General features: G+C 67.8%; 26 protein-coding genes and 1 tRNA gene. 20 read left to right on the top strand and 7 right to left on the bottom strand.

Annotated features, from left to right (window positions below):
- Positions 1 to 2: 2 nt before the first annotated feature.
- The 6 genes from GO591_RS10015 (at position 3) to GO591_RS09990 (ending at position 4,362) form a co-directional block, all read left to right on the top strand.
- On the top strand, positions 3 to 875 hold the full coding sequence (locus GO591_RS10015) for a class I SAM-dependent methyltransferase (RefSeq protein WP_157156686.1): 873 nt from the start codon (positions 3 to 5) through the stop codon (positions 873 to 875).
- Between the two features lie 212 nt (positions 876 to 1,087).
- Positions 1,088 to 1,164 (top strand) — tRNA-Met (locus tag GO591_RS10010).
- Positions 1,165 to 1,332: 168 nt separating this feature from the next.
- Positions 1,333 to 2,283: an NAD(P)-dependent alcohol dehydrogenase gene (locus tag GO591_RS10005; RefSeq protein WP_157156685.1), complete on the top strand. Its 951-nt coding sequence runs from the start codon at positions 1,333 to 1,335 to the stop codon at positions 2,281 to 2,283.
- Between the two features lie 60 nt (positions 2,284 to 2,343).
- A complete protein-coding gene (locus GO591_RS10000) occupies positions 2,344 to 3,135 on the top strand; it encodes a ZIP family metal transporter (protein ID WP_157156684.1) in 792 nt (263 codons plus the stop codon).
- A gap of 67 nt (positions 3,136 to 3,202) precedes the next feature.
- Positions 3,203 to 3,838: a CG0192-related protein gene (locus GO591_RS09995; RefSeq protein ID WP_157156683.1), complete on the top strand. Its 636-nt coding sequence runs from the start codon at positions 3,203 to 3,205 to the stop codon at positions 3,836 to 3,838.
- Positions 3,835 to 4,362 (top strand): ASCH domain-containing protein, encoded by a 528-nt coding sequence (locus GO591_RS09990; protein WP_157156682.1) that lies wholly within the window; start codon positions 3,835 to 3,837, stop codon positions 4,360 to 4,362. Before GO591_RS09995 ends, GO591_RS09990 begins: the two co-directional genes overlap by 4 nt.
- A 9-nt stretch (positions 4,363 to 4,371) precedes the next feature.
- Here GO591_RS09990 and GO591_RS09985 read toward each other — a convergent pair whose 3' ends face one another.
- A complete protein-coding gene (locus GO591_RS09985; RefSeq protein WP_157156681.1) occupies positions 4,372 to 4,644 on the bottom strand; it encodes a DUF2277 domain-containing protein in 273 nt (90 codons plus the stop codon).
- Between the two features lie 43 nt (positions 4,645 to 4,687).
- Positions 4,688 to 5,182 carry a bifunctional nuclease family protein gene (locus tag GO591_RS09980; RefSeq protein ID WP_157156680.1) on the bottom strand — a complete coding sequence of 165 codons (495 nt, stop codon included), beginning with the start codon at positions 5,180 to 5,182 and terminating at the stop codon, positions 4,688 to 4,690.
- A 101-nt stretch (positions 5,183 to 5,283) separates the two neighbouring features.
- On the opposite strand from GO591_RS09980, the gene GO591_RS09975 reads away from it, so the two are divergent.
- Both GO591_RS09975 and GO591_RS09970 read left to right on the top strand, forming a co-directional pair.
- Complete coding sequence (locus tag GO591_RS09975; protein WP_157156679.1) at positions 5,284 to 6,780, top strand: SDR family oxidoreductase; 1,497 nt, start codon at positions 5,284 to 5,286, stop codon at positions 6,778 to 6,780.
- Positions 6,777 to 7,226 carry a pyrimidine dimer DNA glycosylase/endonuclease V gene (locus GO591_RS09970; protein ID WP_157156678.1) on the top strand — a complete coding sequence of 150 codons (450 nt, stop codon included), beginning with the start codon at positions 6,777 to 6,779 and terminating at the stop codon, positions 7,224 to 7,226. The genes GO591_RS09975 and GO591_RS09970 overlap by 4 nt, the downstream gene beginning before the upstream one ends.
- Here GO591_RS09970 and GO591_RS09965 read toward each other — a convergent pair.
- Positions 7,212 to 7,718 (bottom strand): MarR family winged helix-turn-helix transcriptional regulator, encoded by a 507-nt coding sequence (locus GO591_RS09965; protein WP_370455268.1) that lies wholly within the window; start codon positions 7,716 to 7,718, stop codon positions 7,212 to 7,214. The genes GO591_RS09970 and GO591_RS09965 overlap by 15 nt on opposite strands.
- Positions 7,719 to 7,850: 132 nt before the next feature.
- Between GO591_RS09965 and idi the strand changes: the two genes are divergently transcribed.
- Genes idi through GO591_RS09920 form a run of 9 tightly spaced genes read left to right on the top strand, consistent with a single transcriptional unit; the run spans position 7,851 to position 16,579 of the window.
- Positions 7,851 to 8,432 (top strand): isopentenyl-diphosphate Delta-isomerase, encoded by a 582-nt coding sequence (idi, locus tag GO591_RS09960; protein ID WP_157156676.1) that lies wholly within the window; start codon positions 7,851 to 7,853, stop codon positions 8,430 to 8,432.
- Entirely contained in the window at positions 8,429 to 9,499 is a 1,071-nt protein-coding gene (locus tag GO591_RS09955; protein ID WP_157156675.1) for a polyprenyl synthetase family protein, read from the top strand. Before idi ends, GO591_RS09955 begins: the two co-directional genes overlap by 4 nt.
- Positions 9,496 to 10,365, top strand: a complete 870-nt coding sequence (locus GO591_RS09950; RefSeq protein WP_157156674.1) for a phytoene/squalene synthase family protein — start codon at positions 9,496 to 9,498, stop codon at positions 10,363 to 10,365. Before GO591_RS09955 ends, GO591_RS09950 begins: the two co-directional genes overlap by 4 nt.
- The gene (gene crtI / locus GO591_RS09945; RefSeq protein WP_157156673.1) at positions 10,362 to 11,918 is read left to right on the top strand and encodes a phytoene desaturase family protein; all 1,557 of its coding nucleotides are present in this window, start codon (positions 10,362 to 10,364) and stop codon (positions 11,916 to 11,918) included. Before GO591_RS09950 ends, crtI begins: the two co-directional genes overlap by 4 nt.
- Positions 11,915 to 12,244, top strand: coding sequence for a lycopene cyclase domain-containing protein (locus tag GO591_RS09940; protein WP_157156672.1), 330 nt, complete (start codon positions 11,915 to 11,917; stop codon positions 12,242 to 12,244). Before crtI ends, GO591_RS09940 begins: the two co-directional genes overlap by 4 nt.
- The gene (locus tag GO591_RS09935) at positions 12,241 to 12,570 is read left to right on the top strand and encodes a lycopene cyclase domain-containing protein (RefSeq protein WP_157156671.1); all 330 of its coding nucleotides are present in this window, start codon (positions 12,241 to 12,243) and stop codon (positions 12,568 to 12,570) included. Before GO591_RS09940 ends, GO591_RS09935 begins: the two co-directional genes overlap by 4 nt.
- A complete protein-coding gene (locus GO591_RS09930) occupies positions 12,560 to 13,456 on the top strand; it encodes a prenyltransferase (protein WP_157156670.1) in 897 nt (298 codons plus the stop codon). The genes GO591_RS09935 and GO591_RS09930 overlap by 11 nt, the downstream gene beginning before the upstream one ends.
- A gap of 59 nt (positions 13,457 to 13,515) precedes the next feature.
- Positions 13,516 to 15,708 (top strand): MMPL family transporter, encoded by a 2,193-nt coding sequence (locus GO591_RS09925; RefSeq protein WP_157156669.1) that lies wholly within the window; start codon positions 13,516 to 13,518, stop codon positions 15,706 to 15,708.
- 25 nt (positions 15,709 to 15,733) lie between these two features.
- A complete protein-coding gene (locus GO591_RS09920; RefSeq protein ID WP_157156668.1) occupies positions 15,734 to 16,579 on the top strand; it encodes an ACT domain-containing protein in 846 nt (281 codons plus the stop codon).
- On the opposite strand, the gene GO591_RS09915 is transcribed toward GO591_RS09920, so the two are convergent.
- Entirely contained in the window at positions 16,576 to 17,460 is an 885-nt protein-coding gene (locus GO591_RS09915) for a ribokinase (protein WP_198295453.1), read from the bottom strand. The two genes, GO591_RS09920 and GO591_RS09915, sit on opposite strands and share 4 nt — an antisense overlap.
- An 18-nt stretch (positions 17,461 to 17,478) precedes the next feature.
- Between GO591_RS09915 and GO591_RS09910 the strand changes: the two genes are divergently transcribed.
- Positions 17,479 to 18,294: a carbon-nitrogen hydrolase family protein gene (locus GO591_RS09910; protein ID WP_157156667.1), complete on the top strand. Its 816-nt coding sequence runs from the start codon at positions 17,479 to 17,481 to the stop codon at positions 18,292 to 18,294.
- 171 nt (positions 18,295 to 18,465) lie between these two features.
- On the opposite strand, the gene GO591_RS09905 is transcribed toward GO591_RS09910, so the two are convergent.
- Positions 18,466 to 19,671 (bottom strand): aminotransferase class I/II-fold pyridoxal phosphate-dependent enzyme, encoded by a 1,206-nt coding sequence (locus GO591_RS09905; protein WP_157156666.1) that lies wholly within the window; start codon positions 19,669 to 19,671, stop codon positions 18,466 to 18,468.
- A gap of 145 nt (positions 19,672 to 19,816) precedes the next feature.
- Between GO591_RS09905 and GO591_RS09900 the strand changes: the two genes are divergently transcribed.
- Together GO591_RS09900 and GO591_RS09895 are read left to right on the top strand one after the other, a co-directional pair.
- Entirely contained in the window at positions 19,817 to 21,502 is a 1,686-nt protein-coding gene (locus GO591_RS09900; protein WP_157156665.1) for a trypsin-like peptidase domain-containing protein, read from the top strand.
- Between the two features lie 98 nt (positions 21,503 to 21,600).
- Positions 21,601 to 22,644, top strand: a complete 1,044-nt coding sequence (locus GO591_RS09895; RefSeq protein ID WP_157156664.1) for a glycosyltransferase family 2 protein — start codon at positions 21,601 to 21,603, stop codon at positions 22,642 to 22,644.
- A gap of 5 nt (positions 22,645 to 22,649) precedes the next feature.
- Here GO591_RS09895 and GO591_RS09890 read toward each other — a convergent pair whose 3' ends face one another.
- Entirely contained in the window at positions 22,650 to 24,128 is a 1,479-nt protein-coding gene (locus tag GO591_RS09890) for a CDP-glycerol glycerophosphotransferase family protein (RefSeq protein WP_157156663.1), read from the bottom strand.
- Positions 24,125 to 25,360 (bottom strand): CDP-glycerol glycerophosphotransferase family protein, encoded by a 1,236-nt coding sequence (locus tag GO591_RS09885; RefSeq protein WP_157156662.1) that lies wholly within the window; start codon positions 25,358 to 25,360, stop codon positions 24,125 to 24,127. The genes GO591_RS09890 and GO591_RS09885 overlap by 4 nt, the downstream gene beginning before the upstream one ends.
- Positions 25,361 to 25,392: the final 32 nt, after the last annotated feature.

The following is a 25,392-nucleotide window of genomic DNA, read 5'->3' as shown; positions in this document are numbered from 1 at the left end:
CGTTGGCCGAGCCTGACGAGGCCCCCCGCCGCGTGGACTTACGCGGCGGGGACTGGCTCGAGGCGAACCGCGCCCAGTGGGACGAGCGGGTTCCGCTGCATGTGGCCAGCGAGTTCTACGACCAGTCGGCGCTGCGCGATGGTCGCGGCATCCTGTACCCGATCGAGGAAGCGGAACTGGCCGCCTACCTGCCCGACGGGCTGGAGGGCAAGCGGGTGCTGCACCTGCAGTGCCACTTCGGGGCGGACAGCCTTGTGCTCGCACAGCGCGGGGCGAGTGTTGTCGGGCTCGACTTCTCGAAGCCTGCGATCGACGCGGCGCGGGCGCTCGCACGAGAGACCGGGCTCGACGATCGATCGCGGTTCATCAACGCCAACCTGTACGACGCCCGGCACATGCTGCCGGAACCCGAATCCTTCGACCTGGTCTTCACCACGTGGGGAACGATCGGTTGGCTGCCGGATGTCGCGGAGTGGGCTCGCATCATCGCCTGGTTCCTGAAGCCCGGCGGCAAGCTGTATTTCGCCGACGGGCATCCGGCGGCGTTCGTGTTCGAGGATGCCGCCGGTGACACGCTGCCGCGGTTCGCCTACCCGTACACGATGGCCGGCGAGGCGATCGTGAGCGACGACGGGGCCGACTACGCAGGGGAGGAGCAGACGGTCAACACGGTGACGCACGAGTGGATGCATCCGCTCTCCGCTGTCGTGACCGCACTGCTGGACGCGGGACTGTCCATCGACTTCCTGCACGAACACTACGAAGTGCCGTTCAAGATGTTCGACTCGCTCATCGATGCCGATGACCGCATGTTCGGATCGCCCGACAAGAAGTGGCTACCCCTGAGCTACTCCATCGGCGCCTCCGCGCGGTAGAACCGGCCTCGAGCGCGTGCCTTCAGAAGGACTTTCTGCAACACCCTCGGTGTGTCGCGCCAGTTGCTGCGGCGCGTCACCGAATCTCCTCTTTTGCGCGCCGCAGCACGCGCGCTCTCGGCTCGAGCAACACCTAAATGGGGCATGAACGGACGGTGAACCGCCTTCAATTGGCGCCCCTCAAAACCGCGTGCTAGAGTCAATTCTTGTGCCGCGGGGTGGAGCAGTTCGGTAGCTCGCTGGGCTCATAACCCAGAGGTCGTAGGTTCAAATCCTGCCCCCGCAACCAAATCAAAATCCCGGCTTCTTCGGAAGCCGGGATTTTGTGCTTAAACCCGGTTGGCTCAGATATGGGCTCGGTACGCAACACGAGGATTGTTCCGCGCTAGCCTTCACCGGCGTCGTACACTCATGGCATGTCCAGTAACCGGCGTCCCGCGCGAAACGGTCAATCCGGATGAGGGCAGTCGTCTACGACCGGTATGGCCCGCCTGACGTGCTCAGGATCGAGGACATTCCAACCCCGACTCCGGGCCCGAAACAGGTGCTGGTCAAGGTCGCCGCGACATCCGTCAACCTCTCCGATTGGGAAGGCCTGACCGGGAAGCCTGCGTACGCCCGCCTCGGCGGACTCCGCGCCCCGACGCGAAGGGTGCTCGGCTCCGACATCGCCGGTCGTGTCGCGGTGGTCGGCTCCGGTGTCACCAGGTTCCGGGTCGGCGACGAGGTGTACGGCGACAATCTGACCCTGATGGGCGGGTTCGCCGAGTACTCCGTGGCCGCAGAAACCGCGCTTGCGCACAAACCGAAAGAGTTGTCTTTCGCCGAAGCTTCGACGCTGCCCCAGACGGGCGCGATCGCGCTGCAGGGAATCGCTCCCGTACGAGCCGGGCAGCGCGTGCTCATCAACGGGGGCGGCGGCGGATCAGGAACGTTCGCGATCCAGCTCGCCAAACGCGCCGGCGCCCACGTGACCGCGGTCGATAATGCCCACAAGCTCGATTTCATGCGGCAGCTCGGCGCCGACGAGGTTATTGACTACCGCACCGAAGACTTCACCCGGGGCGAGCCGTACGACCACGTGCTCGATTTCGTCGCGCACCGGTCGGTGTTCGCCTACCGGCGGGCGCTGGCCCGAGGCGGCCGCTACCGCTGTGTCGGCGGCACCGTGCGGGCGCTGCTGCGGATCATCACGGTAGGCGCCGCGGCCGGCCGGCTCACCGGACGTTCACTCGGGGTCTTGGTCGTGAAACCCGGCCCCGCACATTTCGAGCCCGCAGCGGCGCTGTGCATCGCAGGCGATCTGCGCATCCACATCGACCGAACCTTCCCACTTGAGCAAGTGCCGCACGCGCTCGCCCAGGTCGGTCAGGGGCGCGCGCTCGGCAAGCTGGTGGTCACGCCCTAGAATCGCTCGACGGCTGACCGTGGCCTTACCGAGCAACCCACCCGCGCCCATACTGGCGACGTGGGAAGTGCCCTGCTCTTCGGCATCGTCGCATCCAGCGCGCTCGTGATCGGCGCGTTCATCGGCGCGCGATTCGAACTCCCGAAGCGACTGCTCGCGATTCTGTTGTCGTTCGCGGCGGGCGCCCTGATCACCGCGCTGACCTTCGAGCTGTTCGAGGATGCGCATGAGCGCGGTGGGATCGTCCGCGCCGCGATCGGGCTGCTCGTCGGGGCGGTCGTGTTCACGATCCTGAGTGCACTGCTCGACCGCTGGGCGCAGCCCGGCTCCCGGACGAAACCGGCAGACGAATACCGAGGAAGCGCAAAGCTGGATACGGATGCCGCCGCCGTCGACCGAGCTCCGGCGAAGACGTCCACCCGAGGCGCCGCCGGGCTGGCCCTCTTGGCCGCCGTCACGCTGGACGGCGTTCCCGAGAACATCGCGCTCGGGGTCTCGCTCGGCGAAGGAACCGGGGGACTCGCCCTGCTCGCCGCGATCTTCGTCTCGAACCTGCCGGAGGCGCTCGTCGGCGCTGCCTCGATGCGCAGTCAGGGTCGGTCGACGCTGTGGATCCTCGGCCTCTGGGGCGCCTGCGCGGCGCTGCTCGTGGCCGCTGTCGTCATCGGAGCAGGCCCGCTGTCGACCAGCGACCCCGAGACGATCTCGCTGCCCTTGGCCTTCGCTGCGGGCGCCGTGATCGCTTCGCTCGCCGACACCCTGATGCCCGAGGCCTTCGAACATGGCGGCCCCGCCGTCGCTATCAGCACGGCGGCAGGATTCGTGCTCGCCTACGTGCTGTCGCTCGCCTGAGCCAACAGGGCCGACGCATCGAGTGCGTCTGCTTCCGAGTAATGCGCACCTGTCATAGCCTGAACCAATGGCCATCCTGCACAAAGCAGAAATTCACCCGTCAAAGCTCGATCTGATCTCGGCCTGGCTGAGGAAACAACCGTGGGCTTACGACGCCACCGAGCCGTGGGAGCGCACCGCCGCCTACCGATTCGATGACCCCGCCGGCGAGGTCGGCGTGGAGACAATGCTCGTGCGCGCCGGCGACGGGGCGGAACTGCAGGTCCCGCTGACCTACCGCGGCGCTCCACTGGAAGGCGCGGACGCGTGGCTGCTCGGCACAGCCGAGCACTCGGTGCTGGGCACACGCTGGTTCTACGACGCCGCCGGCGACCCGGTGTACGCGCAAGTGCTCGCCCAGGCCATCCTCGGCGGAGGACGAGAAGCCGAAGTGTTCTACGAGACGGATGCCGGCCGGGAATCGGTCCCCGGCTCTGCGGAGGTCCGGGGAAGCGGCAGCGCGCCGATTGACGGCATTCAGGCCGACCCGGTCGAGGCCGCGACCAGCGGTGCCGTGACCACCATCGCCACCCCGTCCTTCGAGCTGCTGCTGGTGCGCGAGATCGGCGTCGCGCTTCCTGCACGCGTGCGCCAGACCCTGACCGGCACGTGGGACACTCAGCCCGAGCCCGTCCTGCTCGCGGCGATCGCCGACCGCGCATGACGGAACGAACGCCCGCCGCCCCGCTTGATCGGGCAGCCGCCGACCGATTCTGGGCGGACTACGCTGCGGCGCATCCCGTCGCAGCGCGTTCCGACCCTGAGTACGCGGTGGACCGATTCGGGGACTCTGCAGAGCTTTCCGATGAACTGCTCGGGCTCGTCGTCGGCGGCACCAAGCGGGCGACCGCGGACCTCGTCGACGAATTCCTGGCCCGCGACGAGCCGCTGCCGCGCGTCGGCTCGCACTGGGTGGCTTGTGACGGATCGGGCCGACCGACGGTGATCCTCCGCAGTACGGAACTCCGGATCGGCACCATTGCGAGCGTGGATGCCACGTTCGCCCGCGACGAGGGCGAAGACGATGGCTCGCTGGACAGCTGGCTGATCGGACACCGCCGCTACTGGGAGCGAACCTGCGCTGCTCGCGGTGACAGCTTCACCGACGACCACGAGATCGTGTTCGAGCGGTTCCAGGTTGTATGGCCGCCAGCGCTCACCGACAGCCACCGCCCGTCGGCGAACTAGCGGGCCGGGTCAGGCTGCCGAGTACCGGGTGGCCGCCCGGGCTCGCGCCTTGGCAGCCTCGACTTCCCGGTTCTTCGGGGGAGCGCTCGTCACCAGATCATCGAGCAGATGACGCGAGATGTGCGCGATCTCTTCGACCGCCAGCTCGAATGCGGCGGTGTTGGCCTTCGACGGCTTGGTCGTCCCACTGATCTTGCGGACGAACTGGAGTGCGGCGGCATGAACTTCATCGTCGGTGGCGGCCGGCTCGAAATTATGAAGCGTGTGGATGTTCCTGCACATGGGTTGAGCGTAGAACGATGTGGGGTTGGTTCGCCAGCAAGGGTTAGCCCTGGAAGTCCTCCGGGTCGACCTCATCGAGGAACTTCTTGAACTCGGCTAGTTTCTCGTCTTCCTCCGCCGAGTGATCCAATTCGTCCTCGATCCCGGCCTCCTCGAGAACGTCGTCATCGACCCAGATCGGCGCATCGACGCGGGCGGCGAGGGCGATCGCATCCGACGGCCGGGAATCGATCAGCCGCACACCGCCTTGCGTGCGCAGGGTGATTTCGGCGTAGAACGTGCCCTCGTCGATGCGGGTGACCTCGACCTTGTCGACGCTGGCGGCCACCTCCTCGAGCAGGTTCTTCATCAGATCGTGCGCCAGCGGTCTCGGGGCGTGCGCCCCTTCAATGGCAATGAAGATGGATGTCGCCTCCTGCGCGCCGATCCAGATCGGAAGTATCTTGCCCGTGCCGGGCTCGTTGAGGATCGGCTTGAGCAGAATCACGGGCTGCGCGCGGGTATCTACAGCGAGACCGATGATGCGGACCTGGACCATGGGCAAGCTCCCCGGATGAGGCGACGGGATAGTCCTGTCATGGTAGGCCCGCTGCATCCGAGCGGCCAGAGACCGAAGAACTCGGGCGTAGTGTCTCGGGCATGACTGGACAGCTCGCGCTGGTGACCGGGGCCACTGGTTATGTCGGCGGGCGGCTGGTGCCGCGACTGCTCGAGGCCGGATACCGGGTGCGCGTCATCGTCCGTTCGCCGCAGAAACTCACGGATGTGCCGTGGTTGAACAGGGTGGAGGTCGTGACGGGCAACTTGAAGGATCCGAAGGCCGTGGCCGAGGCATCCGCAGCCGTGGATGTCGCCTACTACCTGGTGCACTCGATGACCTCGCACGGAGATTTCGACGAGGAAGAATTCGCCGCCGCACGAAATGTGGCGACCGCCGCCAAGAAAGCCGGTGTCTCGCGCATCGTCTACCTTGGCGGACTGCACCCGGACGGGGTCACCCTCTCGCGCCACCTGCGCTCCCGCGTGGCGGTCGGCAATGCGCTCCTCGAGTCGGGAGTGCCGACCGCAGCGCTGCAGGCCGGCGTGATCATCGGGTCCGGCTCGGCGTCGTTCGAGATGATTCGGCACCTGACCGAGGTGCTGCCATACATGCCGGCGCCGCGGTGGGTGCGCAACAAGGTGCAGCCGATTGCCGTTCGGGACGTGCTCTACTATCTGCTCGCGACCGCCCAGCTGCCGTCAGAGGTGAATCGCACGCTCGACATCGGCGGACCCGATGTGCTGCGCTACGGCCAGATGATGAACGGCTACGCGCTGGAGGCCGGCCTGAAACAGCGCCCGATCGCATCGCTGCCGGTGTTGACGCCCTGGCTCGCGTCGCAATGGGTGAACCTGGTGACCCCGATCCCGCGGCGGCTGGCCGTGCCAATCATCGAGTCGCTTCAGTTCGACTGCGTGGTCACCGAGCGCGACATCGACCAGTACATCCCGCCGCCCGCCGAGGGGCTGCTGAGCTACCGTCGATCGGTGCGGCTCGCGCTGGCGAAGATGCGCGACGCGGATGTCGAGACCTCGTGGCAGAACGCGTCGGTCGAGGATGCCCCGAGCGATCCACTGCCGAGCGACCCGGACTGGGCGGGACACACCGTGTACACCGACCTCAAGCAGCGGGAGACCTCCGCATCGGTGGACCAGCTCTGGACGGTCATCGAGGGGATCGGCGGGCGAAACGGCTGGTACTCCTTTCCGCTGGCCTGGGCGCTGCGCGGCTGGATCGACAAGCTGTTCGGGGGAGTGGGGCTTCGTCGCGGGCGACGTCACGCCGAACGATTGAGCACCGGCGAGGTGCTGGACTTCTGGCGGGTGGAGCGGCTGGAGCGCCCGCGAACCTTGCGTCTGCGCGCCGAGATGCGGCTGCCGGGCCGGGCCTGGCTGGAGCTGGAGACCGAACCGACCCCGACTGGCGCCCGCTACCGGCAGCGGGCGGTGTACTTCCCGCGCGGGCTGAGCGGTCGGCTGTACTGGTTCGCGATCCTGCCCTTCCACGGCATCATCTTCAACGGCATGGCCAACCGGATCGTGCTCGAGGCGGAACAACGAGCGGTGTCAGCCCAGACCGTTACGGTTGACGCGTGAGGCTCTGGTCGGTGCATCCGCAGTACTTTGACCGGCAGGCGCTCACCGCCGGGTGGCGGGAGGCGCTGCTGGCGCAGGCAGTGATCGCCACGCCGGGCCGGGGTTACAGCCGGCATCCGCAGCTCGAACGCTTCCGCGCCGACCCGGCGCCACTCGTGGTGGTCGGCGCATTCCTCACCGGGATCGCCGACGAGGCAGACGCACGGGGCTACCGGTTTGACCGGTCCCGCATCCTCGTTCCCGGGTCGGTAGTGGCCAGGATCGCGTTGCCGCAGGGTCAGCTGGACTATGAGTGGTCCCACCTGCTCGGCAAGCTCACCACCCGCAGCCCGTTGGTGGCCGAGCGTTGGGCCGCGGTCACCGCTCCCGAGGCGCACCCGATCTTTCAGGTGGTCGATGGCGGAATCGCCGACTGGGAACGCCCGATCGGCTCAGGCGTGCAGTGATCCGTTCGCCGTTTCGGTGGCGCTCAGGTCACTGAGGAATCGAATCACCACTTCGCGCTCCTCCGGCGTCAACCTGGCCGCCGCGTAAAAGCGGCGTGCGTGCTGGCGGCCGACGGTCTCGCGCGCGACCACCCGGGTTTCGTCGGTCACGTGGATCACCAGTGCCCGGCGGTCGGTCGGGTGCGGCGACCGGGTGATGTGCCCGCCGCGTTCGAGGCGGTCCAGCAGCTTGGTGGTCGATGCGCTCGAGATGCCGAGGTGATCCGAGATCGCGCCCGGGGTGGCCAAGATGCCCTGGTTGTGTGCGGAGATGAGAAAGCGCAGTGCCCGCATGTCGGTCTCGCCGAGCTTCATGTACTTGCGCGAGGCCTCACTCATCCGCGTCTCAGCCTGGCGCCAGTCCCGCATCGCGTCCATCACGCGCACGATCTGGTCGAGGCTGGCCTCGTCGAGATCGGCACGGTTGACGAGTTCCTGCCGGGGGTCGGTCACGCGAGGATCGTGCATCGATCCTTCGACGGTATGTGCGGGATGCCCCTCTGCTGGCATGAAATCAGCCTAGTCGACTAACTAGATGCGTGCTACGTTATTTACTAGCCAGTCTAGAAATACACGGAGTTAGCCATGTCGGACTCAGACTATGTCGTTCTCGTCGATGACGAGGGCGCTCCCATCGGCACCGCGCCCAAGGCCCACGTGCACGGCGCGGACACCGCTCTTCACCTGGCGTTCTCGTGCCATGTACTGAACCCGGACGGCGAAGTCCTGGTGACCAGGCGTGCACTGGAGAAAGCAACGTGGCCCGGAGTGTGGACCAATTCGTTCTGCGGTCACCCGAAACCAGCCGAGCCCGTGCTGTCGGCCGTGCATCGGCGGGCGGAGTTCGAACTGGGCCTGACCCTGACCGATGTGCGGCTCGAGCTGCCACTGTTCCGCTACCGGGCCACCGACGCGCGCGGAATGGTCGAGAACGAGCTCTGCCCGGTGTACATCGCGGTCACCGAGACCACCCCAGCGGCGCATCCGGGTGAGGTGATCGACTTCGCCTGGGTCGATCCGCAGACGCTCGGCCACGCCGTCCGCAGCGCGCCATGGGCGTTCAGCCCGTGGCTGGTCATGCAGGCGCGACTGCTCCCGTTCCTGGGCGGCGAGGCGATCTCGCTGGATAACGGCCAGCACTCGACCGAGGCGGTGGATGCAGCATGACCGCGCTTCTCAGCAAGACCGACGGCGTGGAGGGCGGCAGCGCTGTCGCGGTGCGACTGCAGGAGTTCTTCGACGAGCGGATCGAGCGGGCCGCACGGCACCGACCGAGCTTCCGCCGGTTGTGGGAAACGGCACGGGACGCGAGCGTCGGCGGCAAGAAGCTTCGCCCCCTGCTGGTGCTGGGCGTCTATCGCGCGCTGGGCGGCACGGATGCCGATCTCGCTGTGCGAGTCGCCGGCGCCTTCGAGCTGCTGCACACCGCGCTGCTCATGCACGATGACGTGATCGACCGGGACCTGGTCCGACGCGGCAGCCCCAACCTTGCCGGGGTGTTCGCCACCGACGCCGTCGACCGGGGCGTGCAGCCGCAGCGTGCCACCGTCTGGGGCGAGGCATCCGCAATCCTGGCCGGAGATCTGCTGTTGCATGCCGCGCAGCGGGTGATCGCCGAGCTGCCCGGCGATGCCGCGGTGCGAAGCGCCCTGCTCGACGTCTTCGACCACGCCGTCTTCGACGCGGCCGCGGGCCAGCACGCCGATGTCGCGTACGCCACCGGCATCGTCCAGCCATCGCCCGCGGATATCGTCACCATGAGCGCAAACAAGACGGCCAGTTACTCCTTCATCGCGCCGATCGTGGCCGGTGCGATCCTCGCCAGGACGGATGCGAGAACCATCGACACTCTCCGGAGCATCGGCGCAGATCTGGGCACCGTGTTCCAACTGCGGGACGACATGCTCGGGGTGTTCGGCGACGAACGAATGACCGGCAAGAGCACCCTCGGCGACCTGCGCGAGGGCAAGCAGACGCTGCTGATCGCCTATGCGCGGACGACGGATGCCTGGGCCATCATCGAACCGCGGTTCGGCCGCCCCGACCTCACCGACGAGGACGCCGCTCTCGTTCGCGCCGCCCTCGTCGACTTCGGTGCGAACGTCTTCGTCGAATCAGTGATCGCGGCGCGCACCGCCCAAGCGATCGAGACGCTCGATCATGCTGGGCTGCCGGGCGAGCTCGACGGGCTGCTTCGGCGGGTGCTCACCCGATGCGTGGAGCGCGAAGCATGAGCACCGAGCTGGAGCCGTTGGCGCAATACTCCCGCGCGGCGCACCGCAGTTCGGCTCGCATCATCACCGAGTACTCGTCGTCGTTCGGCCTCGCCTCCCGATTGTTCGCCCGACCCACCCGGGACCGGGTAGCCGACATCTACGCGTTGGTGCGCATCGCCGACGAGATTGTCGACGGGGCGGCAGAACAGGCCGGCGTCGACAACGCCGGGCAGCGCGACATCCTCGATGAGCTGGAGACCCAGACTCACCAGGCCATCGCCGTCGGCTACAGCAGCAATCTGGTGGTGCACTCTTTCGCGCGCACCGCCAGGGAAGCCGGGATCGGCACCGAACTCACCGCGCCGTTCTTCGCATCGATGCGCCGCGATCTCAGCCCGGTGGACTTCACCGAGGCGGAACTGCGCGAGTACGTATACGGCTCCGCCGAAGTGATCGGGCTGATGTGCCTGCGGGTGTTCCTGATCGACCACACCGTCGCCCAGAGCACCCGGGCGCGCCTCGAGGAGGGCGCCCGCAGTCTCGGCTCCGCGTTTCAGAGGATCAACTTCCTGCGCGACCTCGCGGATGACTTCAGTGCGCGCGGCCGTCGGTACTTTCCCGGCATCGACCCCGAGCGGCTGACCGAAGCCGAGAAGGACGCCCTCGTCGCCCAGATCCAGGCCGACCTCGCCGCTGCCCGCGAGACCATTTCGCTGCTGCCGCCGGATTGCCGCCGCGCGGTGGTTGCCGCGCACGCGCTGTTCTCCGCCTTGACCGCGCGGTTGCGGGAGACCCCCGCCCCGCAACTTGTGCGGCAACGCGTCCGCGTTCCGACCGCGCGCAAGCTTGGCATTCTGATGCGCTCGATGGCGGGGGCGCAGTGACCGCGACGGCCACGGCAGTGGTGATCGGCGGCGGCATCGCGGGGCTTGCCACCGCTGCCCTGCTCGGCAGGGATGGCTATCAGGTGACCCTGCTGGAGGCGCGCGAAGTGGTCGGCGGTCGCGCGGGCACGTGGGAGAAGGACGGTTTCCGATTCGACACCGGGCCGTCCTGGTACCTCATGCCCGAGGTGTTCGACCACTTCTACCGATTGCTCGGCACCTCCGCGTCCGAACAGCTGCAGCTGACCAAGCTGGACCCGGGCTACCGGGTGTTCTTCGAGAAGCATCCCGAACCACTCGACGTCAGCGCTGATCGCGAGCGCACCCTGGACACGTTCGAACGGATCGAACCCGGCGCGCGGGCGGCGATGGAGCGCTACCTCGCCTCCGCCCGGGAAACCTACGAGATGGCGGTGCGGCGGTTCCTCTACTCGACGTTTGCCTCGTACCGCACCCTTGCCACCGGCGATGTGCTGCGCCGCAGCGGCCGACTGGTCCGCTTGCTGCTGCAGCCCCTGCACCGCTTCATCGCCGACCGCATCCGCGACCCGCGGTTGCGTCAGGTGCTCGGCTATCCCGCCGTCTTCCTCGGCACATCGCCGTATGCCGCGCCGAGCATGTACCACCTGATGAGCCACCTCGACCTGCAGGATGGCGTCTATTACCCGCTCGGCGGATTCGCTCAGGTCATCGACAGCATCCGCCGACTCGCCGAAACAGAGGGCGTGCGCATTCTCACCGACGCGCGAGTCACCGAGATCACCGTCGAGAACGGACGTGCGCGCGGAGTGCGGTTCGCGGATGCCTCGGGCATCAACCGGACGATCAACGCCGATGTGGTGGTGTCCACAGCCGACCTGCATCACACCGAAACGGTGCTCCTGCGGCCTGAGTTCCGCAGCACGAATGACGCCTGGTGGAAGCAGCGGGTGGCCGGACCCGGCGCGGTGCTCGTGCTGCTCGGCGTCAACGGCAAGCTGCCTCAGCTCGCGCACCACAGCCTGTTCTTCACCGAGGACTGGGAAGGCGACTTCTCCCAGATCTTCAGCGAGCCGACCTCGATCCCCGACCCGGCGTCGCTGTACGTCTGCAAACCGGGCGCAACCGACGCGAGCGTCACCCCGGATGGCCAGGAGAACCTGTTCGTCCTGGTGCCGGTGCCTGCCGACCCGGCGATCGGGTTCGGCGATGCCGACGGCTCGGGGGATGTTGCGGTCGAACGCGTTGCCGACCAGGCCATCCGGCAGATCGCCCTCTGGGCGCACATCCCGGACCTGGAGCAGCGGATCCGCGTGCGGCGCACGATCGGCCCCGCGGACTTCGAATCCGACTTCAACTCCTGGCGTGGCAGCGCCCTCGGCCCCGCCCACGTGCTCACGCAAAGCGCGTTCTTCCGCGGCAGCAATGCCTCGTCGAAGGTGAAGGGGCTGCTCTACGCCGGAGCCACCACGGTGCCCGGGGTCGGCCTGCCGATGTGCCTGATCAGCGCCGAGCTCGTGATCAAGCGGCTGCGCGGCGACACCAGCACGACACCCCTCCCGGAGCCGCTGTGAACGTGCTCTACCTCGGCTTCCTGCTCGCGTCGATCGGCTGCATGGTGCTGCTGGATCGCCGGTTCCGGCTGTTCTTCTGGCACGATCCGGCTCGTGCTGCCGTGGTGCTCGTGGTCGGCACACTGTTCTTCCTCGCGTGGGATCTGGCCGGCATCGGCCTCGGCATCTTCTTCCGAGCGCAGTCGGACATCTCCACCGGCATCCTGCTCGCACCCGAACTGCCCCTGGAAGAGGTCTTCTTTCTCGTCTTCCTCTGCTACCTGACGATGGTGCTGGTGACCGGCGGGTCCCGTGTGCTGGCACGGCCGGGGGAGGAGCAATCATGACCTACCTCCTGCTGTGCGCCGGCTTTCTCATCGCCGCCCTGGCGGTGCTCGCACTCCCGCTCGGAATGCGCAACGGTCGCGGCATCCGACCTCGTTCCGCCGCCGCCATTGGTTTGGCCACCCTCGCGCTGCTGGTTCTCACCGCCGTGTTCGACAACGTGATGATCGGGCTGGGACTGTTCGCCTACGACCCGGCGCACACCAGCGGCCTGCTGATCGGGCAGGCGCCCATCGAGGACTTCACCTACCCACTGGCCGCCGTGATCCTGCTGCCCGCGCTGTGGTCGCTGCTCCGCCGTCGCGCACGGAGGCCTCATGACTCGTGATCAGCGCACCCGTGATCATCGCCCGCTGGCGATGCACCTGCTCATCGCGTCCCGCCCGCTCAGCTGGATCAACACCGCCTTCGGGTTCGCCGCCGCGTATCTGCTGACCACCGGCCAGATGGATGCCACCCTGATCGTCGGCGCCCTGTTCTTCCTGGTGCCGTACAACCTGTTGATGTACGGCATCAACGACGTCTTCGATTACGCATCGGATGTCGCCAACCCGCGTAAGGGCGGACTCGAGGGTGCGCTCCTGCCGCCATCGGTGCACCGGCCAACGCTGATCGCCGCGGTCAGCCTGGCGCTGCCTTTCCTCGGCTATCTGCTGATCGTCGGCTCGCCGGCATCCTGGCTGGTGCTCGCGGTCAGCCTGTTCGCTGTGGTCGCCTATTCCGCTCCCGGGCTGCGGTTCAAGGAGCGGCCATTCCTGGACTCGCTCAACTCCAGCACCCATTTCGTCAGCCCGGCCGTGTATGGGCTCACCCTCGCCGGGGCCACCCTGACCCCGGAGTTGCTCGTGGTGCTCACCGCGTTCTTCCTCTGGGGAGTCGCGAGCCATGCCTTCGGCGCGGTGCAGGACATCGTGCCCGACCGGGAGGCGAGAATCGGTTCCATCGCGACCGCGCTCGGCGCCCGGTTCACGGTGCGGTTCGCGATCGTCCTGTGGACCGCTGCCGGGCTATTGATGTTGCTGACCGACTGGCCGGGCCCGCTGGCCGCAGCACTGGCGGTGCCGTACATCGTCGCGGTCGCGCCGTTCGTGCGGCTGGATGATGACCGCTCGGCTGAGGCGAACCGCGGGTGGAAACGATTCCTCTGGATCAACTACGCGGTGGGATTCTGCGTGACCATGCTGCTCATCGCATTCGCGTTGCAGAGCCCCTGATGACCGCAGCCAGTGAGCAAGCAGACTAAAGGGAGACCGAAAGAAGTATGAGGCCCGGAATGCGTTCATCGGTGACCAGGCGACCCCGAGTGCCGGTCTGGCTGCGCGGACTGATCCCCGCCGTGCTGATCCTCGTCTGGTTCGCCGCGGCGGCGATCGGCGGGCCGTACTTCGGCAAGGTCGACGAGGTCTCCTCGAACGACCAGACGACCTATTTACCCGCCAGCGCCGACGCGACCCAGGTACAGGCGCTGCTGCCGGAGTTTAGCGGCGGGGACGCGCTCCCGGCCATCGTCGTCTACACGGCTGAAGACGAAATCGACGCGTCGACTCGGGGCGAGATCGAAGCGGTCGCCGCGGACTTCTCCGCCCTGGATGGCGTCAGCGGCGAGGTGTCTCCGGTGATCGTGTCGGATGACGGCCGGGCCGCGCAGGTGTTCGTGCCGATTTCAACCGACGGAGAGATCGCCGAAGGAGTCGGCGAATTGCGCGCACTCACCCATGAAGAGCTCCCGGACGGTCTCACCGTCTACGTCACCGGTCCCGCCGGATTCACGACCGACCTTGTCGCAGCGTTCGCCGGCATCGACGGCCTGCTGCTGCTCGTCGCACTGGGCGCGGTGTTCATCATTCTGGTGATCGTCTACCGGTCACCACTGCTGCCGCTGATCGTGCTCGGCACCAGCCTGTTCGCCCTGTGCGCGGCGCTGCTGAGCGTCTGGTGGTTGGCGTACGCAGGCATCCTGTTGCTCAGTGGGCAGACCCAGGGCATCCTGTTCATCCTGGTCATCGGCGCGGCGACCGACTACTCGCTGCTGTACGTCGCGCGCTATCGAGAGGCCCTCCGGACCCATCAGACCCGATGGGCTTCCACCTGGGCCGCATTACGGGGTTCGTTCGAGCCCATCCTCGCTTCGGGCGGAACCGTGATTGCCGGGCTGCTCTGCCTGCTGCTCAGCGACCTGAACTCGAACAAGGCCCTCGGCCCGATCGCCGCGATCGGCATCCTGTTCGCCATGCTCGCCGCGCTCACGCTGCTGCCGTCGCTGCTGCTCTGGGCCGGGCGTACCGCTTACTGGCCCAGGCGTCCGCGCTACGAGCCGGCCCATCAGGGTGAAGCCTACGAACTGCCCACCACCGGAATCTGGGCGCGCACGGCCCGGCTCATTTCGGCTCGGCCACGCCTGATCTGGATCGTCACCACCGTGATTCTGTTGTTCGCGGCGGTCGGCGCCCTGCAACTGAAAGCCAACGGCGTTCCGGCGAGCGACCTGGTGCTCGGCACCTCCGAGGCCCGCGACGGCCAGGCGGCGCTCGGCGAGCACTTCCCAGGGGGATCGGGCAGTCCCGCCTATGTCGTCGTCCCGGATTCCGATCTCGACGCCACAGCGGACACGCTGCTGGATGCCGAAGGGGTCGACGCGGTATCGGTGGTCTCCGGGGATTCGCCGAGCGGCAGCGCCCCGGTCACCGCCGACGGCGTGCAACCGCTTGGTCCTCCGGGCACGCCGCCGCCGGCGCCAACGGTCGTCGACGGGCAGGTCATGCTGCAGGCGACGCTGGCGGATGCCGCGGACTCAGCCGACGCCGAGGGCACGGTCCGAGACCTGCGCACCGAGTTGGGCGACACCGCGATCATCGGAGGGGTCACCGCCACCGCGATCGACTCGAACGATGCGTCGATCCACGACCGCAACCTGATCATCCCGGTGATCCTCGGCGTCATCCTCATCATCCTGATGCTGCTGCTCCGATCGATTCTCGCCCCGGTGCTCCTGATCGCGACCGTGGTGCTCTCCTTCGGCGCCGCGATGGGTGTCTCGGCGCTGGTCTTCAACACCGTGCTCGGCTTCCCTGGCGCGGATCCGGCGGTGCCGCTCTTCGGTTTCGTGTTCCTGGTGGCGCTCGGAATCGACTACAACATCTTCCTGATGACCAGGGTGCGCGAGGAATCGCTGAAGCACGGCACCCGCAGCGGCATCCTGCGCGGACTCTCGATCACCGGCGGCGTGATCACGTCGGCCGGCCTCGTGCTGGCGACCACGTTCGCCGCACTCGCGATCATCCCGGTGCTGTTCCTGGCCCAGTTGGCCTTCATCGTGGCCTTCGGTGTGCTGCTGGACACCATCATCGTGCGCTCGCTGCTGGTGCCTGCTCTGGCGTACGACATCGGCCCGAAGATCTGGTGGCCATCACAGCTGTCCCGCGTGGAGCGCGGTCGCGAGATCGTGACGCGCCCGCAATCCGCCTGAAACAGGTGCCAACGCATGCTGGAGCATGGCCAAGAACACACGTACGACCCCGACCGACGACCTGCTGTGCGACGTCTGCGGGCGCCTGCCTGAACCGGCCAAGACCCGGCTGACCCTCGCCAACGTGGCGACGATCCTGCCGATCGAATTGCTCGTGCACGCACTGGTGGTGAACACCCCGTTGCCGTACTTGGCGAAGGTGGCGGTGCTCGCCATCACGGCGACCGTGCTGGTCATCTGGATCGCCGAGCCCTCGGCGGCACGGCTGCTGCGGTCTTTCCTGCATGCTCCCGCCTTGAATCGGCGGCGCCGGATCGAGGGATCGGCGGCGATCTGGCGGGCACGCACCACGATTGTCGATGAACCGGGGGCGCTGCAACGGCTGACCCGAGCGCTGTCCCGCGAGAACGTCAACATCCTCAGCATCCATTCCCACCTGGTCGCGCAGGGGGTGCTGAACGAGTTCGTGTTGGAGAGTCCCGAGGCGATCGGCGAGGCCCGGTTGACCGAGATCCTCGAGCGTGGGGGTGGCAAGGAGGTCGGGGTGTTCTCGAGCACCGCGCTGGCGCTGGCGGACGGGCAAACCAGGGCACTCAGCATCGCCGCCCGGGTCGCGGCGGATCCCGGCGAGCTTCGACTTGCGGTCGCCGACCTTCTCGGGGCGGGGGTCGTCCGCGGCGAGGCTGCGCAATCCGCGCATGCGGACGACCGCACTCTGCTGAAGATCCCCACGGCGCTGGGAGAACCGATGGTGTTCGGACGTCCCGGTGAGCCGTTCACGGTGGCCGAGTCTGCCCGGGCCAACCGGCTGGCCGAGCTGGCCGAAGCGGTGCAGGGCGCCGCGACGAATGGGAGTGTGCCGAAACCCTAGGCCCGCGGTGGTTGGGCGCCCACGTACTGCACCGCTGCGGCGCCGGCCGCGACTCCTGCGTGCACGGCAGGCTCCAGCCCTCCGCCATCCGCCAGCACCGCGACCAGCGCGCCGACGAACGCGTCGCCCGCGCCGGTGGTGTCGACGACCGGCACACGTTCGGCCGGGAAATGCCGCACGCCGAAGTCATCGGCCAGCACCACCCCGTCGCCGCCGAGCGTGACGACGACCGAGCGGCAGGTTTGCGCAAGCACGGTCGCAGCGGAGAGCGCCTGATCCGCTGAATCCACCGGTACGCCTGCGAGCAGGGACGCTTCACTCTCGTTGACCACAAGCGGATCGGCGAGCGCCAGCAAGCCTGCCGGTATCTCGCGACTGGGGGAGAGGTTCAGCACGAACCGGCCGTCGGCGGCAGCGACCGCCTTCGCCCCGACCTTCACCACCTCCAGTGGAATCTCCAGTTGCGCGAGCAGAACGGTGTCCGAGGTGGCAGCGACGGCAATCCGCTGTGCAGCCTGTGCCGCGTCGATCAGGGAGTTCGCGCCCGGCACCACGACGATCGTGTTCTCGCCCTGCTCGGACACGGTGATCAGCGCGACCCCGGTCGTCTCGCCTTCGACCCGGGTGACCGCCGACACGTCGACGCCACCGGCCGCGAGGTCGGCGAGCACTTCGTCGCCTGCGGTATCCGTTCCGATTGCTGTGATGAACAGCGGCATGGCACCGGCGCGTGCGGCTGCGAGGGCCTGGTTCGCCCCCTTGCCGCCGGTTCCGGTGGCGAGATGGCCGCCGAGTACGGTCTCACCCGGTTCCGGATGCCGCGGCACCAGCGCGGTGAGGTCACGGTTGGCGGATCCGAGCACGATCAGCGAGGAAGTCACGATCGGTAGGCTACCGACATGGTCACCGATCTGAGTTCGCTTGGCGTCGCCGTCGTGCAATTCGGGCCGACTACGGACAGCGGCGCGAACCTCGAGCAGATGGCCGGTTATGTCTCGGCCGCTAAAGCGAGCGGTGCCGAGCTTGTGGTGTTCCCCGAGTACTCGTCCTACTTCAGCCCCACCATGGACCAGTCGTGGATCGATCAGGCGGAGTCGCTCGACGGACCGTTCGTGCAGGGTCTCGCCGCGCTCGCCGCCGAGTATGCGGTGCATATCGCTGCCGGCATTGTCGAGCGCACCGACGGCACCCGGTTCTCGAACACGATCGTGGTCCTGAATGCCGCGGGTGATTTGGTTGCCACCTCACGCAAGCTGCACCTGTACGACGCGTTCGGGCAGCGTGAGAGCGACTTCGCGGTGGCTGCTGAGATCACCGAACCGGAGCTGTTCGTGGTCGGCGGGATGACCGTCGGCGTGCAGACCTGTTACGACCTTCGTTTTCCCGAGGTCACCCGTCGGCTCGTTGACGCGGGTGCCGAGCTCGTGCTGGTGCCAGCCGAGTGGGTGCGCGGGCCGCTCAAGGAGCAGCACTGGCGCACCCTGGTCACCGCGCGGGCAATCGAGAACACCATCTACGTCGCCGCTGCGGACCACACCCCGCCGATCGGCGTGGGCAACAGCATGATCGTCGACCCGATGGGGGTCGAGCTCGTCACGATCGGCGAGGAAGCGGATGTCGTGGTCGCCCGAGTCAGCAGTGAACGGATCGATCGGGTGCGCGAAGTGAATCCTGCGCTGAGCCTGCGCCGGTTCGCGGTCGTCCCGGCGGAGTGAGCCGGGCGCAGAAGCGGACTACCGCGCACCCGCATTTCGGAGGGCAGTAGTGCGTATTTGCTATGTCACTTCGGAGTGACATAGCAAGAACGGAGGGTCGACGTTTGGAATGCCCGAGCTTTCGTCATCCATGAGGCCGCGTAGGGTGCTGACGCTCGAAATCAACGTTCCTCACCGCCCGGCGGGCTTCAGCGCTGCGAGACGCTCGGCGGCTCGCTCCAGCACCGGCACCTGCTTGCAGAAGGCGAAGCGTACGAGTGACGCGTAGTCGCTCTTGTGCTCGTCCGCGACGAAAGCACTGATCGGCACGCCGACGACCCCGGCCAGCTCGGGCAGCCGGCGGCAGAAGTCAGCGGCATCCGGGAAGCCCAGGCCGGCGGCATCCGCCACCACGAAGTACGAGCCCTGAGGGTTGGACACCTCGAAGCCCGCATCAGCGAGCCCGGCCGAGAGGATGTCGCGCTTTGCCCGCAGCGTGAGGGCGAGGTCGTCGAAGTAGCTGTCGGGCAGTGCGAGACCGACGGCAATCGCCGCCTGGAACGGGGTGCCGTTGGTGAAGGTGAGGAACTGCTTGACGGCGAGGATCGCTTCGACGAGCTCCGCCGGCGCCGTCAGCCAACCGATCTTCCAGCCGGTGGTGCTGAAGGTCTTGCCCGCGCTGGAGATGGTCACCGTGCGCGAGGCGGCGCCGGGGAGGGTCGCCACTGGCGTGTGCGTCACACCGAAGGTGAGGTGCTCGTAGACCTCATCGGTGACGATGATCGCGTCATGCCGGTCGGCCAGTTCGACGATCAGCTCGAGCGTTTCGCGAGGCAGCACGCTGCCGGTCGGGTTGTGCGGGTTGTTGATTAGCACGATCCGGGTGTCGTCGGTGATCGCGGTGCGCAACTCGTCCAGATCGGGCTGGAAGTCCGGTGCCCGCAGCGCGACCGTGCGGTGTCGGGCTCCGGCGAGGGCGATCGTCGCCGCATACGAGTCGTAGAACGGCTCGAGGGTGACCACCTCGTCGCCCGGCTCGAGCAGCGCCAGCAGCGTTGCCGCGAGCGCCTCGGTGGCGCCAGCCGTGACGAGAACTTCCCGTTCAGGGTCGACGGTCAGCCCGTAGAAGCGCTGCTGGTGGTTGGCGATCGCCTGCCGCAGCACCGGCAGCCCGGTGCCCGGGGCGTACTGGTTCAGGCCATCGCTGATCGCCTGGCGCGCCGCCTCGAGGACTTCGGTGGGTCCGTCCTCGTCGGGAAACCCCTGACCGAGGTTGATCGCGCCGGTCTGTGCGGCGAGTGCGGACATTTCCGCGAAGATAGTAGGACGGGTCTCCCCGTCGGCGCCGAGCAGCATGGCGCCACGGGCGGCACGGCGCCACGCTCCCGAAACAGTCACCCACCAAAGTTACCGGAACTGGACGGGCCAGCGCGGCGGATGCGTCAGCCTGACGCATAGGGAACCTCCAGCCGGCTCACAGGATCGATCAGCGGATCCCTCAGCTAGCCGGAGGAAGCTGAAGGCGCTTGAAAGGAGCACCCCGATGACAAACCCCACCGATAACGGCGACCAGCCCGTTGCTCCCGATCAGCCCGAGACTCCGCAGCCGCCCGCTGCCCCCGAACCACCGGCCACGCCGGAACCCCCGCAGCCGCTCGATTCGCAGCCGGTTACTCCGGCACCGAGCGCACAGCCGAGCACCGCGGCTCCCACCGGAACGCAGCCGACGACTCCGATCCCGCCGACCTCAGGGGGAACGCAACCGACGACTCCGATCCCGCCCTCCTCCGCAGGGACGCAGCCGACGACGCCCATTCCGCCGACCGCTGACCGGCCGGCCCCGCGCTACGGCCAGTACGCGCCCGCACCCGCCGGTGTTTCGGCGGCAGCACACCCGCAGGGCAGCGGCGCCACGCCGCACCACGGCGGAGCCACGCCCCCGGGTGCAGGCTTCGGCCCAGCGGCCACCGGCAACGGCGCCCCTCCGACAGCCGGCGGCCCCGCGTCCGAGCATGGCGGGCCGGCGGCATCGCCGCGCAAGAAGTCCACGGCCGTTCCCGTGGTGGCCGCCCTCGCGATCGGTGCCCTGATCGGCGGCGTCTCCGGAGCGGGCGTCACGCTGGCGGCCACCGGCGGAGCCTCTGACACCCGGGTGGTCGGCAACTCCGACCCCGGAACAATCACGATCAACAACGCTGACACCGCCACCAACGTCGGAGCGGTCGCCGCCAAGGCGTCGCCCAGCGTCGTCACCCTGTCGGTGACCGGTGGTCAGGGCAGCGGCACTGGATCGGGTGTCGTGATCGACGATGAGGGCCACATCCTCACCAACACCCACGTCGTCACTCTTGACGGCGCCGTCGGCGAACCCACCGTGAAGGTGCAGACCTATGACGGCCGCCTGCTCGAGGCCACGGTCGTCGGCACCGACCCGATCTCCGACCTCGCTGTCATCAAGGTCGACCCGTCAGCCGAGTTGCCGGCGATCAAGTTCGCCGACTCGGACGAGCTCAACGTCGGCGACACCGCCATCGCGATCGGCGCCCCGCTCGGGCTGTCGAACACCGTCACCGACGGCATCGTGAGTGCGCTGAACCGCAGCATCACGGTCGCCTCGTCGGCGGCCCCGGAGACCCCCAGCCAGGACGACCAGCCCGACGAAGAAGGCGAGAGCCCGTTCGACTTCTGGAACTTCGACATTCCCGGCCAGCAGGAGCAGCAGAGCGCACCCTCGTCGAGCATCTCGCTCAGCGTCATCCAGACGGATGCCTCGATCAACCCCGGTAACTCCGGCGGGGCGCTGCTGAACGCCAACGGCGAACTCATCGGCATCAACGTCGCCATCGCCAGCGCGGGTGGCCAGGAGGCGGCCGGCAGCATCGGTGTCGGATTCTCGATTCCGTCGAACCTGGCCCAGCGGGTGGCCGACGAGATCATCGCAACCGGCTCGGCCAGCCATGGTCTGCTCGGCGCGACCGTTCAGGCGGTGTCCGACGGCTCGGTGCTCGGCGCTGAGATCCGGGATGTCACCGCGGATGGCGCGGCTGACAAGGCGGGCCTGCAGGCAGGTGACGTGGTCACCAGCTTCAACGGTGTGCCGATCACCAGCCCCACCGACCTCACCGCTCAGGTGCGGGTGCTCGGTGCCGGCGAGAAGGCCGAGATCGTCTGGGTCCGTGACGGCGAGACCAACTCCACCGAGGTCACGGTCGGCGAACTCCCGCAGTAACCGGCGCGTGAACCGCCAAGAAGGGCACGGGACACCCCGTGCCCTTCTTACTGACTGATAGGCTCACCGCAGCTTTCGCCCCCGACGCATTGGACCCCATGACATCAGAAACGCTTCCCGGCGTCTCCTATGTCATGCCCGTCCTGAACGAAGCCAAATACATCGAGAACGCGGTGCGCACGGTGCTCGCGCAGGACTACGCCGGCGAGCGGGAGATCATCCTCGCACTGGGCCCGTCGAGCGACGCCACCGACTCGATCGTGGACCGGCTGGCCGCCGAGGACGCGCGGGTCAGCTTCGTGCACAACCCGCAGACCGACATCCCGGCCGGCCTGAACCTTGCCATCCGCGCCAGCCGGTATCCGATCGTGGTGCGGGTTGACGCCCACTCCGAGCTGGAACCGGATTACACCCGCCGCGCCATCCAGAAACTCGAGCAGACCGGTGCCGCCAACATCGGCGGTCTGATGAACGCGCAGGGTCGCACCCCGTTCCAGGCGGCGGTCGCCCGGGCGTACAACAGCCGGATCGGGCTCGGCGGCGGCAGCTACCATGGCGGTGCCGATGAAGGTCCCGCGGAGTCGGCGTACCTCGGCGTGTTCCGGCGGGAGGTGCTGTTCGAGGTCGGCCTGTACGACGAATCGGTGCGCCGCGGCGAGGACTGGGAACTGAACCTGCGCATCCGCAACGCCGGTCACACCGTGTGGTTCGACCCGAGCCTGCAGGTGACCTACTGGCCGCGCGAGAACTGGAACAAGCTCGTGCGGCAGTTCGTGGCCACCGGCGCCTGGCGAGGCGAACTCGTGCGCCGCTATCGCGGACGCAACCCGTGGCGCTTCTTCGTTCCGCCGTTGCTGGTCGTCTCGGTGCTGCTCAGTGTCATCGTCGGCATCCTGCAGCTGACCGGGGTGCTCACCGGAGTTCTGGGCGCCATTGCGAGCCTGGTGTACCTCGGGCCGATCGCCTACGTGCTGCTGATGCTCTGGGTCGCCTTCGTCAGCGAGCGCGGTCCCACGCTGCGCGACAGCCTGCTGTATCTGGTGGTGCTGCCGACCATGCACCTGTCGTGGGGTGTGGGCTTTCTCGCCGGGCTGCTGCGCGGCGCGCGTGACGTCACCGATACCTCGCGCACCGACATCTAGGCCCGCTAGGCCCCGAAGACCCCGCGGTCGATCAGCTTGGCGACCACCCGGTCCGCCGCCCGGCCGTCATCGTCCGGGTTGAACCGCTGCTGCCAGACCCGGTACTTCTCGGCGTAGTGGGCTGCCACTGCGTCTCGACCTCGCACGAGGTCGAGCAACTCGTCAGTGGTGCGCGCGATCGGGCCCGGCGCCACGGGCGCCAGGTCGAAGTAGAAGCCGCGCAACTCGTCGCGGTAGTGCTCCAGATCCGGGGTGAAGAACAGCACCGGCTTGCCCGTGACTGTGTAGTCGAACATCACCGACGAGTAGTCGGTGATCAGCACATCCGCGACGACGAACAGCTCCGAGACATCCGGGTAGCTGGTCACGTCGATCACGTTGTTCCCACGCACGTCGGCGCCCGGCTGCAGCGTGCGCGCATGGCCGCGGACCAGCACAACGTAGTCGTCGCCGAGTTCCGCGGCGAAGCGGGCGGCGTCGAGGTGGTCGACCTCATCCGGGCGGTCATCTCGCCAGGTGGGGGCATACAGCAGCACCGTCTTGCCGGGATCGATGCCCAGGCGGGAGCGAACGGATGCCGGATTCCCGGTGAGCAGCACGTCGTCGCGCGGATAGCCCTCCTGCCAGATGGGACCGAAGAAGGCGTACGCGCGGCGGAAGATGCGGGTGGAGTGTTCGTTCTGGGAGAGCATCACCGACCAGCGTGATCGCTCCCGCAGCGTCGCCAGCATCGGCCGCACGCGCAGCCCGCGGCGGCTGAGCGCGATCCGCTTCAGCGGCGTGCCATGCCAGGTCTGCAAAACGGTCTGGTACGCACGCTTGCGGTAACGGTTCCGCAGCCAGTCGTTGACGATCAGCAGCCGGGCGGCGGCCCGCACTCGCCACCATTCGGCGCTGCCCTCGATGAGCTGGATCGCCCCCTCCGGCACTTCGATCGAGGCGTCGGCGACGCTCCAGTACCTTGGCAGGTCTGGCCGGAGCCGGGCGAACGCCCGGTCGAGCGCGCGTGGGTTGCAGGACACGTTCTGCCCATAGAAGCTCTCGAAGAAGATCGCGTTCATCGGTTCGGGACGGGCGGCGTGGTATTCGGCTTCAAGCCGTGCCTGCTGCTTCGGGCCCCGTTCGGTCACACCCAGCGGAGCGGAGAGCTTGAGCTCGAGGGTGTCGGTGATGGCGAACTGGACCTCCGCGACATCCGGCAGCAGAATCGGCTCCGGCAGGCTTGCGCGCACCGCCACCGAGTCTCCGTGCAGTCGGTACCGTCCTGCCGCGCCCGGCATCGGCGCCCCACCCCAGCGGGACGCGATCAGCGGCACGCTCGCGCTCCAGCGGTCGCCCGCGACATCGGTCGGGGCGGCGAGACGCTGCCGGGCCCCGATCAGAATGACTTGATCGGGGGCGGCGCCGGCGAAGGTGCCGGCCAGCCGAACCACCGGGGAATCATGGGTGTCGAGCGTGACCGTGTCGACGACGAGCTTCGTCATTCCACCTCTTTCAGGCGTTCGAGGATCTGCGTGTACACGCGGTGCGAGTTCCGGCCGTCAGCGTACGCATGGAACCGCCGCCGCAGGTCGTCGCTGTGGGCTCGGATGGCCCGGCCAAGGGTCGGGTCGGTGTCCGCCCGGTCGATCACCTCGAGCAGGGCGGGCCAGGTGTGCACTTCACGGCCGCCGCTGAACCGCTCGTAGGGTTCGTACAGCCCGCGATTCGCTCCGTATTCGGCAACGTCGGCGGCGAGGAAGTAGATCGGTCCGCCGGTCAGCGCGTAGTCGAAGGCGATCGACGAGTAGTCGGTGATGAGCGCGTCGACCGCTGGCAGCACCGGTGTGATGTCCCGCAACGCGGTCGCATCGAGCAGCAGGATGCGCCGGGAGTGGGTGGGCCCGCCTTCGTAGTCGCCGACGCTGTGCGGATGCGGCCGAACCACCAGCACCGATCGGGTGTTCTCGAGCCATTCGCCGATGCGCTGCCACTCGGTGTCGCTGGGCAGCCCGGGATCGGGGTTGCCGTCTCGCCAGGTCGGCGCGAACATGATGACCCGCGGGGAGCCCGCCAGCTGAAGCAGCGAGTGCAGCAGGGTGTCCGCCGTCGCCCGACGCTCGCCCGAGCTGCCACGGCTTAGCAGGTCGTCACGGGGGTCGCCGGTGATCGCGATGCGGTCCTCGGGCACCCCGAACGCGGTGCGCAGCCGCTCCGCCGACGGCGCACCCGCGGCGGTGACCAGGTCGATGTTCTGCGCAGTGCGGCGGTACAGGCGGCGCAGCAGCCCGCGCAACGGTCCGGGCGCGGCGAAGGTGGTCGGCGCGTCCAGCTGGATGCGCTTCAGCGGAATGCCGTGCCAGAGCTGCACGATGAATCCGCCGCGCACCGCGAACCGGTTCGCGTCGCCGAATCCATGCGTGACGACGATCACGCGGGCGCGCAGGGTGAGCCTAAATCCCCGCCAACTGTCTTTCAGGACCGCGCGGATGCCGAGTTCCCGAGCGCGGGCCAGGTCAGACTCATCACGCGCGAGCCAGGCGATCCGCAGGTCCGGTTGCTGCCGGCGAACGGTCTGCAGCAAGGCAAGCGATCCCTCGCCGACCCCCGATCCCGAGCCGAACACCCAGAGGTCGTTGCGGCGGCGGACGAATCGAGTGGCGATGGCACCGGCGACGTAAAGGGGCACGGACAGCAGCTTGGCGGCATTGCCTGACGCGAAGGTAAACCGGGACACGATTCAACAACTATCCCGCAGATTGGGAGGAA

This window comes from Diaminobutyricimonas sp. LJ205 (assembly GCF_009755725.1).
GTDB lineage: Bacteria > Actinomycetota > Actinomycetes > Actinomycetales > Microbacteriaceae > Ruicaihuangia.
This window is presented reverse-complemented; position numbering and strand designations above follow the sequence as displayed.